At 61.1% G+C, this 13,884-nt stretch carries 13 protein-coding genes; 3 read left to right on the top strand and 10 right to left on the bottom strand.

Annotated features, from left to right (window positions below; all coding sequences use genetic code 11):
- Positions 1-28 precede the first annotated feature (28 nt).
- From LAN70_12540 to LAN70_12510, 7 genes are all read right to left on the bottom strand, one after another.
- The gene (locus LAN70_12540; protein MBZ5511984.1) at positions 29-1,099 is read right to left on the bottom strand and encodes a tetratricopeptide repeat protein; all 1,071 of its coding nucleotides are present in this window, start codon (positions 1,097-1,099) and stop codon (positions 29-31) included.
- Between the two features lie 57 nt (positions 1,100-1,156).
- Positions 1,157-1,528 carry a 7-cyano-7-deazaguanine synthase gene (locus LAN70_12535; protein MBZ5511983.1) on the bottom strand — a complete coding sequence of 124 codons (372 nt, stop codon included), beginning with the start codon at positions 1,526-1,528 and terminating at the stop codon, positions 1,157-1,159.
- Entirely contained in the window at positions 1,525-2,100 is a 576-nt protein-coding gene (locus LAN70_12530) for a 7-cyano-7-deazaguanine synthase (GenBank protein ID MBZ5511982.1), read from the bottom strand. The genes LAN70_12535 and LAN70_12530 overlap by 4 nt, the downstream gene beginning before the upstream one ends.
- A 129-nt stretch (positions 2,101-2,229) precedes the next feature.
- A complete protein-coding gene (locus LAN70_12525) occupies positions 2,230-2,910 on the bottom strand; it encodes a radical SAM protein (protein ID MBZ5511981.1) in 681 nt (226 codons plus the stop codon).
- Positions 2,911-3,038: 128 nt separating this feature from the next.
- Positions 3,039-3,416, bottom strand: coding sequence for a 6-carboxytetrahydropterin synthase QueD (queD, locus tag LAN70_12520; GenBank protein MBZ5511980.1), 378 nt, complete (start codon positions 3,414-3,416; stop codon positions 3,039-3,041).
- A 48-nt stretch (positions 3,417-3,464) separates the two neighbouring features.
- Positions 3,465-3,956 carry an isoprenylcysteine carboxylmethyltransferase family protein gene (locus LAN70_12515; GenBank protein ID MBZ5511979.1) on the bottom strand — a complete coding sequence of 164 codons (492 nt, stop codon included), beginning with the start codon at positions 3,954-3,956 and terminating at the stop codon, positions 3,465-3,467.
- A gap of 168 nt (positions 3,957-4,124) precedes the next feature.
- The gene (locus tag LAN70_12510) at positions 4,125-4,496 is read right to left on the bottom strand and encodes a cupin domain-containing protein (GenBank protein ID MBZ5511978.1); all 372 of its coding nucleotides are present in this window, start codon (positions 4,494-4,496) and stop codon (positions 4,125-4,127) included.
- Between the two features lie 261 nt (positions 4,497-4,757).
- Here LAN70_12510 and LAN70_12505 point away from each other — a divergent pair, with 261 nt between their 5' ends.
- From LAN70_12505 to LAN70_12495, 3 genes are all read left to right on the top strand, one after another.
- Entirely contained in the window at positions 4,758-6,344 is a 1,587-nt protein-coding gene (locus tag LAN70_12505) for a thioredoxin domain-containing protein (protein MBZ5511977.1), read from the top strand.
- Between the two features lie 115 nt (positions 6,345-6,459).
- Positions 6,460-7,608 carry an AAA family ATPase gene (locus tag LAN70_12500; protein MBZ5511976.1) on the top strand — a complete coding sequence of 383 codons (1,149 nt, stop codon included), beginning with the start codon at positions 6,460-6,462 and terminating at the stop codon, positions 7,606-7,608.
- Positions 7,609-8,214: a DUF4276 family protein gene (locus LAN70_12495; GenBank protein ID MBZ5511975.1), complete on the top strand. Its 606-nt coding sequence runs from the start codon at positions 7,609-7,611 to the stop codon at positions 8,212-8,214. It begins immediately after the preceding gene.
- Between the two features lie 290 nt (positions 8,215-8,504).
- Here the strand turns inward: LAN70_12495 and gyrA are convergent, their stop codons facing one another.
- The 3 genes from gyrA to LAN70_12480 form a co-directional block, all read right to left on the bottom strand.
- Positions 8,505-11,159: a DNA gyrase subunit A gene (gyrA, locus tag LAN70_12490; protein ID MBZ5511974.1), complete on the bottom strand. Its 2,655-nt coding sequence runs from the start codon at positions 11,157-11,159 to the stop codon at positions 8,505-8,507.
- 259 nt (positions 11,160-11,418) lie between these two features.
- Positions 11,419-12,108 carry a hypothetical protein gene (locus LAN70_12485; GenBank protein MBZ5511973.1) on the bottom strand — a complete coding sequence of 230 codons (690 nt, stop codon included), beginning with the start codon at positions 12,106-12,108 and terminating at the stop codon, positions 11,419-11,421.
- 362 nt (positions 12,109-12,470) lie between these two features.
- The gene (locus LAN70_12480) at positions 12,471-13,778 is read right to left on the bottom strand and encodes a hypothetical protein (GenBank protein ID MBZ5511972.1); all 1,308 of its coding nucleotides are present in this window, start codon (positions 13,776-13,778) and stop codon (positions 12,471-12,473) included.
- Positions 13,779-13,884 lie beyond the last annotated feature (106 nt).

Raw genomic sequence — 13,884 nt, 5'->3', positions numbered from 1 at the left:
CCCGGGCCGGATCCTCACGAAACCGCCGTTACTTCTTGGTCTTGGTCTTCTGCTTGCCGAACGAGGTCTCCACCTCTGCCCCCAACTGGGCAAGCATTTGTTTCGCGATTTCGGCGTGTTCGCCGGTCGGCTGCAGTTCCAGGTATTTCTTCAGCGTTTCCTCAGTTCCCGGAGGCGCTTCCATCTTATTCCCCTTCAGAGTCGCTTTGTTCAGCAGATTCATCGCCTTCTGGTAATAGGCCTCGGCTCTGGTGGGATCAGCTTGGATCGCCCTGTCGAACGCCTGCGTAGCCTCGTCCACCTTGCCCGTGTTGGTTAGCACCGCGCCTTCATTGTAGTAATACATCGCGGCATTCTGTGGATCGATCTGCGCCGCCTGGCTGTATGAAGCAATCGCAGCTGCGGTGTCGCCCGACTTGGCCTGCGCATCGCCGAGATTGTTGTAGTAAGCCCCCATCGGCTTGATGGCGATGGCTTTCCTGAAATCCTCGGCGGCTTTCTGATAGCGAGCGGTTTTGTCGGCGGGCGTCGTGATCTTGGCCGCGCTCTGGCGCTCCGCATCGGCCAGCTTGAACCACAGCACGTCGCGTGTCGGATCAAGCTGCGTCGCCTCGGCCAGCGTCTGGATGGCGAGATCGTAATTGCCCGCCTGCTCCGCCGCCGCAGCTGCCGCCAGCTTCTCGTTCAGCCCCTTGATCTTGAGGTTCTCTTGCTGGACGGACTCCTGCTGCTTTCTTTGTTCCTCGCTGACCTGCGGCTTCTCCTGCGTGAGGTCAATGTTGACTACGGTCTCTTCGCCGACCGCCAGCGTCACCGGGACGTTGGTCAAGTTGAAGAGCAGTTTCCCGTCCTTGCTGATCTTCACGTCATATCGGCCGGAGATGATGCCGAGTGAATAATAATTGCCGTTCTTATCGGTCTTCAAATCGTACCGCCGCCCGTTCTCTCGGTTCGTCAACTGGACCACGGCGAACGGAACCATTTTGCCCTCGCTGTCCTTCACATAACCCTTAATCGCAGCCAGTTGGCCCCATGCCGCCGGAGCCGACAACACCGCCATCACCGCCGCTAACACGCACAGAATAATTCTGCGTTTCATTGCCAATCTCCCGTTATGAATTCCGCGCATGTCCCGCGCGCGGCCAAATCTTATTACTTACCGCCGGTCGCACCGGGTCCCCGGCAGGCCTGCTGATGGCTTGCTGGGGTGCTCGCACGCGCTCTCTTGCTCGTACGGTATGGGATCGCGCGCACCTGCCGCCGTGAACGCGCGCCGCCGCAATACGCAGCTTTCGCACACGCCGCACGCCCGGTCTTCCCGGCTGTAGCAACTCCACGTTAAATCGAAGGGTGCGCCCAATTCAAGGCCGAGCGTCACAATCTCCGCCTTTCGCATCCCGATCAGCGGGGTCACGATTTCGATCTTCCCTTCCCGGGTCCCGGCGCGGATCACCTCATTGAACGCCCGATAATACGCCGGCCGGCAATCCGGGTACCCCGAGCTGTCCTGTTCCACCGCCCCAATCATGATCTTTTCCGCCCCCAGCACTTCCTGATCGGAACATCGGATGTGGCGCGGGCGCCCTCGCCCGCGTTTGAAGCGCCGGCATTTTCGGTGGTGGAACCGCCGGGCTGGGTAGAACCGCGGGGCTGGTGTGGCACACGCGCCCCCGCGTGTGCATCAACATTCTTCCGGTTGTCATCCTGAGCGAGGTCCAACGCGCCCCGGTTTTGGGCGCGTTGCGACCGAGTCGAAGGCCCCCTACTCCCACCCGCACCTTCCGGGTCGCGACCCTCAAACTCTCCCGCCGCCCGCGGCACCGCCAACGAACGATCCGTCAGCGCCGATCCCCCAATCTGCCGCAGCGCTTCATTCCGGATCACCATCCGCCGCTTAATCCCCAGACGCTGGCACACTTCTTCAAACGCCCGCCGTTCGCGCTCTTCCGTCCGCTGGCCGTACATCACGTGCAGCGCCGCCGCGTCATAGTCGCGCGCCGCCAGTGCCGCGCACACACACGAATCCATCCCGCCGCTCAGCAGCACCACCGCACGTTCACGGCCTGGCGCTCTTCCAATCGACTGGGCTCGTCCAGGCATAACCATTTCCTACGATCTCCGAAACCCCATTTCCGATTGCCGATTGCCGATTTCGCGACGCTCCGGCCCAATCGACAATCAACAATCGACAATCGGAAATGGGGTTGCTGTCAGACCAACACATCGTGATTACACGCCTTTCGTTTCCGGCGCCCAGATGAACTTGTGGATCTGCAGCCCCAGGCGCACGTTCAGCCCGTCGGCCACCATCCAGTCCGCCAATGCGCGCGGATCCAGCAGGCACTGCGACGTGTCCCGCTCCCCGCCGGCGTCCTTGCGGAAGGCCGGCGAGAAGATCGCGCCCGCCCCATTACTATCCAACCCATGTTGCCGCACAAATTCCCGCGCGAACTCATAATCCTCGCGCGAGGCCAGCACAAACTTCACCTCGTCGCCCCGGTTCAGCATCGCCAGGTTTGCCATGTCAAACCTGCCGCCTTCTCCGGATCCGGGGCATTTCACGTCCACGATCTTGTGCACCGCGCGCGGCACCGCGGCCAGCGGACGCTCGCCGCTGGTCTCCAGCAGCACGGTGTAGCCGCCATCCAACAATGTCTGCATGAAGGGAACAAGCTCGCGCTCCTGCAGCATCGGCTCTCCCCCGGTAATCTCCACCAACCCGGAGCCGGCCAGCCGGCGCACCTCGCCTTCCACCTCCTCCGGCGACATCTTCCTTCCGCCGGTGAAGGTGTATTCGCTGTCGCACCACGTGCAACGCAGGTTGCACCCCGTCAGGCGTACAAAGGTGCACGGCAGCCCGGCAAACGAGCTTTCTCCCTGGATGGAGCGGTAGATTTCCGTGATCTGCATGAGCCTGCAAGGGTCTTTCGGTCTATCGGTCTATCGGTCTGTCGGTCGTGTGCTTCTGATTCCTCGGTTTGACAGAAAGACTGATAGACCGACAGACCTTCTGGAAACTAGAAACCGGAAACTGGAGACTATTCGAAGTACGTCGCGGTCGTCGTATCCGTCTCCCAGATCTTGACCTGCTTCACCAGCACGCGCCCGCCCGTCGCCTGCTTCAGGTGCGACGTGGCCTCCTGGTAGAAGTAGCGCGCCATGTTTTCGGCCGAGGGGTTGAGCTGCCGGAACGGCTCGATGTCGTTGAGGAACTGGTGATCGAGCCGATCGATGATCTGGTTCATGGCCTGCTTCAGGTCCTTGAAATCGTACAGCAGTCCGATTCCGTCGAGCTCTTCGCCCGCCAGGGTGATGCGGACCTTGTAGTTGTGCCCGTGCGGATTCTCGCACTTGCCGCGATACCCGCGCAGCGCGTGCCCCGCCGCAAACGAATCTTCTACGCTGATCTCAAACATGCACTTCTATTGTAGCTTGCGCGCAGGAAAAACGCTGTCCGGAAGCAATTAGGCAGCTTTAGCCCTGGGTCTTCCCGTTTGACGCAGGCGCGGGATCCAGCGTGGCACGCGGCGGCAGTAATCGCGGTATTCCTCTCCGAAGCGCCGCTCCATGTCGCGCTCCTCACAGAGCGGCACCCACCAGTGCAGAAACGCCAGAAAGCCGATGAAGCCGAGCCACAGACCGGCCAAGCCGAACCAGAAGCACAGGCCAATCAGGCCCATGCCCACGCCTACCATCATCGGATTGCGCACGATCCCGTACGGGCCGCTGTCCACAATGCGCTTTGTCTTGGCGACGAACGGATGCGGTGAACCCCGTCCTTTCAGCAGGAATAGGCCGGCACACCACAGCATCAGCAGTAGACCGCCAATCGCCAGACTCGCGCCCAGCCACACGATCTTTGGACCACGCCAGCCCATCAGCCGGTCGAGCCAGATCCAGCCCAGCGTGACGAGCAAAACCGACATTGGCAGCCACAACACCCGCAGGACCATCATGGCGACTCTCCTGCAGGTACGCTACTCCGCGGCGGCACTGAGTTGCCGGAAAAAACGTCGGCGAGTGGCGCCAGCGGGCCGATTTGGAACCTGGTTGTGCCGGGCTTCACTCCTACTGTGATCTGCGTTTCGCTAACAACTTACACCTGGCAACTGACAACTGCTTTTTCACACCCTCCCCAGCACTTCCCTCGTCCGTTCATTCCGCACGTTCCCCGTGTTCAGCGTCGTCTTCGGTTCCAGCAGCATGACCTCGACTTCCTCGTCGGCGATCGGCATGTGCTCCAGCCCGCGCGGCACGATGATAAATTCCCCCGGCAGCACCGTCTCCTCCCGCTCCACGCCCTGCTCGCGAAACTTCATCCGCAACCTTCCGCGAATTACCAGGAACAGTTCGTCTTCCTGCTCGTGGTGGTGCCAGACGAACTCGCCCTTGAACTTCACCAGCTTGACGTAGGAATCGTTCACCTCGCCGGCTATCTTCGGCGACCAGTACTCGGAAAACTGCGCCAGCTTCTGCGCCACATTCACGACTTCCATCGTTCCTCCTCCGGCGGGTCGCGGTTGTCCCGCCCTTGTCGTGGTTGCCCCACCCTTATCTCGCCCGGGGTTGGCGAGATAGGGTGGGGTTTTTCTCAACCGACAATCGTCAATATCTTTCGCTAACAACCAACAACTGGCAAGTCCGCGGAATGACCTTGGGATGAATGCAACCACGCAGTCGGCTGTCTGCAATCAACAATCAACAATCGTCAATCGGCAATGCCTCACTCCGTGTTTTAGAATGACTCTAGACTTCCCGTGCGTCGCTCCATCACATTTGCGCTTTCCCTCCTGGGTCTGTTCGACTCCCTTTACCTGCTCTGGGTCTACGCCTCGCCGGCGCATCCCATGGTCTGCCTGGGCGGTGGCTGCGACCAGGTCCGCGCCAGCCGCTTTGCCCACATCGCCGGAGTGCCGACTCCCCTGTACGGCGTGGTCATGTACGGCATTCTTGCGCTTCTCATCTTCGCCGAGCCGCTGGTAGCGCCTGCATCCGGCGCGCTGCTGCGCCGCGCCGTTGCCGTCATCGCCGCCTTGGGCGTGATCGCCTCCGCCGCGCTGACCGCGATTGAAGCCTTCATCATCCGCGCCTGGTGCGTTTGGTGCGTAGTGCAGGCCGTCGCCGTCACGCTCATCTTTATTCTTTCCCTCACGCTGTTGGGCTCGCGCTTCGACGATCGCGCCCGCTCCCGCGCCGCCTTCTGGCGTCACGCGCTGGTGCTGGTGCTGGCCATCGTCGTCGGCTCTCGCGCCTTCACCTGGCTCCAAAGCCGCGAACAAGTCCCCGTCGAGGCCGCCGCGCCCACCGCCGCCGACGTTGCCTCTCGCCTGGTGCGTCCGGACAGCCACAGCACCGGCAATCCGCAAGCCCCGGTCACGCTGGTCGAATTCGCCGACCTGCAGTGTCCGTCCTGTGTCGCCGCGGAGCCCGAGATGCGCGAATTGCGCCGCCTTTACCACGACCGCGTGCGCTTCGTCTTCCGCCAATTTCCCCTGGAAAGCATTCATGTCTATGCCCTCAAGGCCGCCGAGGCCAGCGAGTGTGCCGCCCAGCAGGGAAAGTTTTGGCAGTCGATGGATCGCTTATATTCCGCCAACGGGGACCTCAAGGACGAATCGCTGCTGCGCTACGCCGGAGAGCTTGGCCTGGATACCGCGATGTTCCAATCCTGCCTCGGCAGCGGCGCAACGCTGGCGGTAATTCAGCGTGACCGCGAAGACGGCCACGCCCTCGGTGTTCGCGGCACGCCGACGTTTTTTCTCGCCAACCAGCGCATCGTTGGCGCGCCCGAAATGGCCCGATTCCAGCAGATGCTGAACCAGGCGCTCGCTTCCTCATCCGCCTCTGCTCAAATTCCGGCCGCTTCGGCCCCTGCCCCGCTCGGAGGGTCGAGCAAGCCTGCGCAACAACAGCAAGCATCATCTTCGCTGGGCGCATTCGGCGCCGCCTCCAATCCCTTCCTCAACGTCGCCGGCAACTCCACCGATTGCTCCGAAGACGCCTCCCGGGGACCTGAACCGCCGATGATCCACACCGCGGAAGCCGAGAAGCTGTTCCACAGCGGCGCCGTGTTCGTGGACGTCCGCTCTGCCGACGACTTCCGCGCCTCCCACATTTCGGGCGCGGTCAACATTCCCCTGCTCGAAGCTCAGCGCCGCTCGACCGAGCTGCCGCGCGACAAAACCATCGTCCTCTACGAAGGTGGAACCGGAGGCAGTGCCGATGCCTGCGCCGCCAGCCGCGCCGTCGGCCGCGTTCTGCTTAGCCGCGGATACAACAAGGTCGTCGTCTACCAGGACGGTCTCAGCGGCTGGCAAAAACAATCGCTGCCCATAGGCCACTAGCGTTTCTCAGCGGCTGTCATCGGGAGAGAGCGGGCGGGCAGGCTGAGGGGCTGCAGTGCGCAGCGCTCAGAGTCATTGCTTGCAATGAGCGCCAACGCAGCTAGAATGACGGTGGATGATCGTCAAGCACATACAACTCAAGAACTGGCGTAACTTCCGCTACGTCGATGCTCCACTTCGCGAGCGGGTATTCTTAGCGGGGCCAAATGCTTCCGGAAAATCGAACTTCCTGGACGTGTTTCGATTCTTACGGGACATTGCGAAGCCTGGGGGTGGGTTGCAGAAAGCGGTTGAAGACCGCGGCGGCATCTCCAAAATTCGTTGTCTAGCGGCTCGCCAACACCCGGACATCGAAATTCAGATCGACTTGGCTAACTCGCCGGATGCCTCGGCAGAATGGAAGTACGCGCTTGGAATTAAACAGGCACCCCGCGGACGTCGCCTACCTTATCTCGCCTACGAGCGCGTTTGGCACCGCGAGCGTCAGTTGATTAACCGCCCCGACGAAGATGACAAGAGCGATCCATTACGGCTTACGCAGACACACCTTGAACAAATCAATGCGAACCGATCATTCCGCGATATAGCACGTTTTCTCGAGACAGTGCTTTACCTACATCTCGTTCCTCAATTGCTCAAACACCCGGAGGCGTTCGTCGGTCCAGGCATTCCTGGTGATCCATTTGGGCGTAATTTCCTTGAGAGGGTGGTGAAAACGCCAGAGAAAACTCGCAGATCGCGGCTGAAGAAAATTGAAGGCGCATTGTTGCTGGCAGTACCTCAGTTGAAGGGCCTGACGGACGTTGTCGACCAAACGGGAACACCTCATTTGGAAGCCGAATACAAACATTGGCGGTCAACCGGCGCGAAACAGCGAGAAGATCAGTTTTCTGATGGCACACTGCGGCTGCTTGGGCTGCTTTGGTCGCTTCTTGAAGGCGATTCGCTCCTCCTCCTTGAGGAGCCAGAATTGTCCCTGAACTCTGGAATCGTAAGAAAGATTCCCGCACTCATTCACCGACTCCAACGCCAAAAAGAGCGCCAGGTCATTCTTAGCACCCACAGCGCTGACCTACTTTCTGATATGGGTATAGGAGGTGATGAGGTCTTATTGCTTACACCCAGCGTGGAGGGCACGAAGGTAGAGCTTGCGTCTTCCATCAAAGAGGTCCGAATGATGCTGGAGCATGGTATTAGTGTTGCGGATGCCGCACTCCCGCGCACCGTACCTGAGCAGGTCCATCAACTCGACCTATTCGAATAAATGCCACCAATTCCAGTCAATCTTGCGGTCGAGGACGCTCTCAGCGAGGCAGTTCTACGGCGTATGGTTGCTGCGACCGGTAGAAACTACGCGATTGGGTTTGTGTACGGTCGCGGTGGCTTTGGATATCTGAAGAAGATAACGCCCGGGCTTAATAATGCGGCAAAGGGCACTCCGTTCATACTTCTAACAGATCTGGACTTAGGGAATTGCGCACCGGACCTACTCGCCGAGTGGCTAAAAGTACCGAGGCACCCAAACTTTCTTTTCCGTGTGGCGGTTCGGGAGGTCGAAGCTTGGGTGCTGGCGGACAGGCGCGGGTTTGCTAAGTATGTCTCGGTCAGGCAGGCGGCCGTTCCCGAAAGCGTTGATGACCTGCCCGATCCCAAGGAAAAGTTGTTGGCAATCGCGGCGAAATCCCGAAAACGAGAGCTGAAGATAGATTTGCTTCCGCGGAAAGGAAGTACCAGCAAGATCGGTCCAAACTACAACGGCCGATTAACGCATTATGTACATACAAATTGGGATGTTCGCGTGGCAGAGCAGCATTCTCCCAGCTTGGCGCGCGCGATGCGCGCCCTGCGCACCTTCACCCCTGTCTGGTAATTTCTGCTGCATTCGTCGTATCGAGCGAATCGACAAAATTAGACTCGCATCCGCTTTGGATGCTTTGCTGCATCTCCGCTACGTCCTCCTGCGGAATTGAACCCCTGAACGCTAGAAACGCCTGCGGGCTGCTGCGATCGTTTCTTGGGACCTGGCCGGTCGGCTGCGCGTTTATTGCACTCCACACCGTCATAGCGGATACCCTCAGCGGCTGAAGCCGTCTAGTCTTCTGGCCTGAGTGGCACGGCTGATGCCGTGCCCTTCCCAGTGCTGTCTCGCAACAACGTGCGCTACATTACCGGCAGCGTCGGCTCCCCGTTGTCCACCTCTTCCTTCGGGATCACCACCGCCGCTGCCACCTTGTCGTCGGAATCCAGTTGCAGCAACCGCACCCCCTGGGTCGAGCGCCCGGCTTCGCGGATCTGGTTGGTCGCGATGCGGATGATCTTGCCGTACTGCGAAATCACCATCGCTTCGCTCTGGTCGCTGACCAGCAGAATCCCCACCACCTTGCCGTTCCGCGCCGTGGTCTTGACGTTGATCACGCCCTTCCCGCCGCGCGTCTGCAGGCGATACTCGTCCACCCCGGTGCGCTTGCCGTAGCCCATCTCCGTGATCGACAGGATCAGGTTCGGCGTCGGTTCGGCTTCCCCACTCTCGTCCTTGCCGTTTTTCTTGCCGCCGTCCACCCGCGCTTCGCTCTTCGGCGTCACCGCCATGCCGACGATGTAATCGCCCTTATCCAGGTCCATGCCGCGCACGCCGTACGCCGGACGTCCCATCGGCCGCACGTCTTCTTCGCCGAAGCGGATCGCCATGCCTTCGTGCGACGCCAGGAAGATGATCTGGAAACCGTCGGTCACCGCCGCCGCCACCAGTTCATCGCCCTTGTCAATTCCGATGGCGATGATGCCGCGCGACATCACGTTGCTGAAGTCCTTCAGCGGCGTCTTCTTCACCGTGCCGTTCCGCGTGGCGAAGAAGATGTGCTTGCCTTCTTCCTCCAAGTCACGCACCGGCACGATCGTGCGCACGCTCTCGCCCGGCTGCAGCGCCACCAGGTTGCCGATGTGCTTGCCCTTGCCGGCGGCGCCCACGTCGGGCACCTCGTATACCTTCAGCCAGTACACCCGCCCGGTGTTAGTGAAAATCAGCAGGTAGGCGTGCGTCGAGGCGATGAACAGGTGCTCGACAAAATCCTCCTCGCGCGTCTTCATCCCGGTGCGGCCCTGTCCGCCGCGGCGTTGTGAGCGGTAGGTGGTGAGCACCGTGCGCTTCAGGTAGCCGCCGTGCGAGACCGTGACCGCCACCTGCTCGTCCACGATCAGGTCTTCGAGCTGGATTTCGGCGGCTTCGTCCACGATCTGCGTGCGCCGCTCGTCGCCGAACTTCTTCTTGACCTCCTCCATCTCCTTCACGATCACGCCGCGCAGCTTCTTTTCCGAGGCGAGAATCGTTTCGTACTCCCCAATCCGGTCGCGGACTTCCTTCAGCTCGTTCACCACTTCGTCGATGGAGAGCCGCGTCAGGCGGTGCAATTGCAGTTCCAGGATGGCTTCGGCTTGCTTGGCGTCGAAGCCCCTCTCCGGCTTGTTGCGCCCCACCGACACACTCGATTTCTTGCCGCTGACGTTGACCTCGATCGCCTTGCCGCCGAAGTACGCCACCAAATTCTCGCGCGCCTCGGTGCGGTTGCCGCTGCCACGGATAATCGCGATCACGTTGTCCAGGTGGTCGATTGCGAGTTGGTAGCCCTCCAGGATGTGCTCGCGGTCTTTTGCTTTGCCCAGCAAATACGCGGTGCGGCGCCGCACCACGTCAATGCGGTGATCGATGAAGTGCTGGATCGCCTGCACCAGCCCCATCTCCTTCGGTTGTCCGTTGACCACCGCCAGGAAGATCATGCTGAAACTGTCCTGCATCTGGGTGTGCTTGTAGAGCTGGTTGAGCACGATCTGGGGCTCGGCCCCGCGCTTCAGCTCGATCACGATCCGCATCCCGTCGCGATCGCTTTCGTCGCGGATGTCGCTGACGTCGTCTATGGTCTTGTTGTTGACCAGATCGGCGATGCGCTCGATCAAGGTGCGCTTGTTTACCTGGTAGGGAATTTCGGTGACGATGATCGCCTGGCGATCCTTCTCTATCTTGTCTATCTTCGCCCTTGCCCGCATCATGAAACGCCCGCGCCCGCTCTGGTACGCCGCCTTGATTCCGCTGCGACCGTGGATGATGCCGTAGGTCGGGAAATCGGGGCCCTTCACGAACTCCATCACGTCGTCGAGGGTAGCGTTGGGTTTGTTCACCAGCATGATGCAGGCGTCCACGATCTCCGTCAGATTGTGCGGCGGGATGTTGGTCGCCATGCCCACCGCAATTCCATTCGACCCATTCACCAGCAGGTTGGGGACGGTCGTCGGCAGCACCACCGGCTCCACCGTGGTGTCGTCGAAGTTGGGGACGAAGTCCACCGTCTCTTTGTCGATGTCGGTGAGCATTTCCTCGCCGAACGCCGTCATCCGGCACTCGGTGTACCGGTAGGCCGCCGCCGGGTCGCCGTCCACCGAACCGAAGTTGCCCTGCCCGTCCACCAGCCGGTAGCGCATGGAAAACGGCTGCGCCATGCGCACCAGCGCGTCGTACAGCGCGACGTCGCCGTGCGGGTGATATTTGCCCAGGCACTCGCCCACCACCTTGGCGCACTTCACGTGCTTGCGGTTCGAGAGCAGGCCCATGTCGTGCATCGCGTACAGGATGCGGCGATGCACCGGCTTCAGCCCATCGCGAATGTCGGGCAGCGCGCGCCCGATGATCACCGACATCGAGTAGTCGAGATACGACCGCCGCATCTCCTCTTCAATGTTGATCGGCTGGATGTTGCCGCCCGGACCTTGCGGCCCGCCGCCGTCCGGTGCTAGTGGAAGTTGGGGATTCTGTTCGTCTGCCATGAATTAGTTCTCAGCTTTCAGCTTCAGCCTGTGTGGCACGGGTCTTCGACCCGTGTTTTCGCAGGGGCTGGAAAGGGTGGGTCAGAGACCCGCGCCATACAAGCTAACCTTCTTAATTTGCAGGAAGTTACGCCCAAGAAGAGCACGACTCATTATAGCAGAATTGAGCGCGGTTGCCCCACCCTTATGTCGCCTGCGGAAGCCTGCCCCGAAGCGGACCCAGGTGGCGACATAGGGTGGGGATTTTCCGTAAGCACGCCTACTCCATCTTCACCCACGACGGCACGCTAAACTCCACCCCGCGATCGTCATTCGCCTTGATCGTCGCCTTCAAATTCAGCTCCGCCAGCGGAATCTTGTGCGCCACAAACGCGCCCAGGTCGTACAGCGTTGGCCCCACGATGGCATAGTTCTTGACCTCTTGCTCGTGGCCGTCGAGGTACACCAGCACCACCGGTATCTGCTCCCGTGCATCTGCCGGAGACTGATCATCCGCGACTGTCGGCGGGTTCGCGTAGTGCGACGAATCGTGCACACGCTCGCTGGTGGCGCGATGTTCGAAGATCGTGGGCGCGGGCGGATCGGGTTCCGCTTCCGCCTCCGGCTCAGGTTCGGCTGCCACCGCCACCGGGTACGCGTAAGGCACGTAAATCGGGTAATAGGCGCCCGCGTTGTTATTTCGATGCCGCTTCGGGCGCAGGTTCGCCGGCCCGCCATTGTACGCGCCGGGAAAGTAAAACCCGCTGGTAAACCGGTTCTGCGTGCAGCCGGAACACGGTGTCGAGTAGCCGTTCGGGCCCAGCGAGGTCACGCTCGCCGGAGGTCCGGGATTATAGCTCCGCCCCGGCGCCATCGAAGTCACCGACGCCGGTGCTCCCCGAATCTGCCCCATCGCCGGCAACACCAGCACCAGCACGACCACTGCCGCTATGTACCATGCCCGTTTCATATGCCTAGCATAGTCCCGTTACTTCGCTGCTGCACGCGCTGGCTCCGATTCATCCCAATGTTCCGTATCAAATCGGAACCCGATTACTCTCACTCACAACTCAAACTCGTATGGTGCCCCACATCTGCCCGTCTTTGGCAGATGTGGGTCGTCTCGGGTCTCCCGACTCATACAGGCCACCGGAGCGGCAGTCTCGAAACAGGAGGCCCACCGCCGCCCCGATGACCCGGCCCTTACTCTTGAAAACCCGCATGGGAGCGGGGAGTTGCGAAGATTGGTAATTTGGCAATCTGGTAATTTCCCGGTCGTGCATTCGGATCGCGTCGTCCGGGTTCAAATTACCAAGTTACCCAATTGCCAAATTACGAAATCCTCGCCAGCCCCGCCACGCTGAACGCCGCGTGCGCCGCCAGGATCCCGGTCAGGATGCCTGTCACCAGGCTCCCATACGAGGTTTCCAGCAGGTCGGCAAAGACCCCGGCGATGAACACGAAGGCGAACGGCAGCGACGCGACAAACAGATCGTAGCCGCCCAGATGCGGCATGGTGATTCCCAGCACGATCAACACGCCGAACGACACCAGCGGCGCCGTCACCCCGAAGAACCGCGGACGTTTCCATACCGCGTACCCGATCAACGCTACTGCCAGCGCCGCCAGCACGCCCGGCATGCGCAGGAAGAACACCGCCAGCAAGTTGTAGGTCAGCTTGCGCCCGAGCAGCCGCGGCGCGAAGTCGGCCGCCCGCAACCCGCGTACCGCAGCCGCCATGGCGGGCACGTCAAAGCCATAAGCGGCCAGGAGCAGGACCAACGCCACCGCGCACGCCACCGCCACAATCGCCCCTGCTGCCCCTGTTCGCTCCGGTACCAGGTACAGCATGAACCCCAGCGCCAGCAGTGCTACCGCGGCCAGCGCCAGGTGCGATCCCACCGCCAGCGCCATCGCCAGCCCCAGCAGCCCGATCCGTTTCCAGTTCCAGAGCACCACCTCGCGCGGCGCGTACAGCGTGTGCGACACGGCAATCGCCGTAAACACCATGCCGAACGCCCCCCACGCCGCCACGATCGCCGGTTGGATCGCTGCCGCCCGCATGATGATCGCCGGCGAAAAAGCGTACAGCGCGAGCGCAATGTATCCGCCCGCATTGCCGTACAGCCGCCGCGCCACGTACCACAGCGACGCTCCCAGCAGCACGCCGATGGCGATGAACGGCAGGCGCGCGCGCCACCGCCACGACCGCGGATGCGGATAGAAGAACGGTGTTGCCCCCGGAAACCGTGTGGCACGGTTCTGTGTGGCACGGGTCTGTGTGGCACGGGTCTCCGACCCGTGATTGTCTAACCCCTCCCCGATCCTGATCCCTGATCCAATCAACGGCGCCGCCGCCAGTACCGGAATGATCGGCGAGCGCGCCGCTTCCGCCGCGAACACGTGCTGGTGAAACAGCGTTTGCCCGCGCTCGATTTGCGCCAGCTCCATCTCGCGCATCGGAGAGTGCACCGCCAGCCACAAGCATTGCGCCAAGAATGCAGCCAGTAGCGCTCCTGCAATGATCTGGGGAATTCCCACCGGCGATCCCAGCACGACCACGTACTCGCGCCTTCGCCCTGCTGCGGCGTCTGCGGTCTCGGTGTCAGGAACGGGCGCGGGGGTGGGGCCAGAGGACATCAAACGCTTTGTATCACGCTGGCGAGTGGCGAATGAAGAAGTAAGAAGTCAGAAGTAAGAAGTCAGAACAGAATTTGACGAATTCCTCATTCTGACTTCTTAATTC

Source organism: Terriglobia bacterium (genome assembly GCA_020072845.1).
GTDB lineage: Bacteria > Acidobacteriota > Terriglobia > Terriglobales > Acidobacteriaceae > JAIQGF01.
The sequence above is the reverse complement of the archived record's forward strand: the minus strand, read 5'-3'. Positions and strand labels throughout refer to the sequence as shown.

Excerpts from the sequence above, each read along its gene's own strand:
- LAN70_12540 (MBZ5511984.1), bottom strand. The coding sequence starts at position 1,099 with ATGAAACGCAGAATTATTCTGTGCGTGTTAGCGGCGGTGATGGCGGTG.
- LAN70_12535 (MBZ5511983.1), bottom strand. The coding sequence starts at position 1,528 with ATGATTGGGGCGGTGGAACAGGACAGCTCGGGGTACCCGGATTGCCGG.
- LAN70_12530 (MBZ5511982.1), bottom strand. The coding sequence starts at position 2,100 with ATGCCTGGACGAGCCCAGTCGATTGGAAGAGCGCCAGGCCGTGAACGT.
- LAN70_12525 (MBZ5511981.1), bottom strand. The coding sequence starts at position 2,910 with ATGCAGATCACGGAAATCTACCGCTCCATCCAGGGAGAAAGCTCGTTT.
- queD (MBZ5511980.1), bottom strand. The coding sequence starts at position 3,416 with ATGTTTGAGATCAGCGTAGAAGATTCGTTTGCGGCGGGGCACGCGCTG.
- LAN70_12515 (MBZ5511979.1), bottom strand. The coding sequence starts at position 3,956 with ATGATGGTCCTGCGGGTGTTGTGGCTGCCAATGTCGGTTTTGCTCGTC.
- LAN70_12510 (MBZ5511978.1), bottom strand. The coding sequence starts at position 4,496 with ATGGAAGTCGTGAATGTGGCGCAGAAGCTGGCGCAGTTTTCCGAGTAC.
- LAN70_12500 (MBZ5511976.1), top strand. The coding sequence starts at position 6,460 with ATGATCGTCAAGCACATACAACTCAAGAACTGGCGTAACTTCCGCTAC.
- LAN70_12495 (MBZ5511975.1), top strand. The coding sequence starts at position 7,609 with ATGCCACCAATTCCAGTCAATCTTGCGGTCGAGGACGCTCTCAGCGAG.
- gyrA (MBZ5511974.1), bottom strand. The coding sequence starts at position 11,159 with ATGGCAGACGAACAGAATCCCCAACTTCCACTAGCACCGGACGGCGGC.
- LAN70_12485 (MBZ5511973.1), bottom strand. The coding sequence starts at position 12,108 with ATGAAACGGGCATGGTACATAGCGGCAGTGGTCGTGCTGGTGCTGGTG.
- LAN70_12480 (MBZ5511972.1), bottom strand. The coding sequence starts at position 13,778 with ATGTCCTCTGGCCCCACCCCCGCGCCCGTTCCTGACACCGAGACCGCA.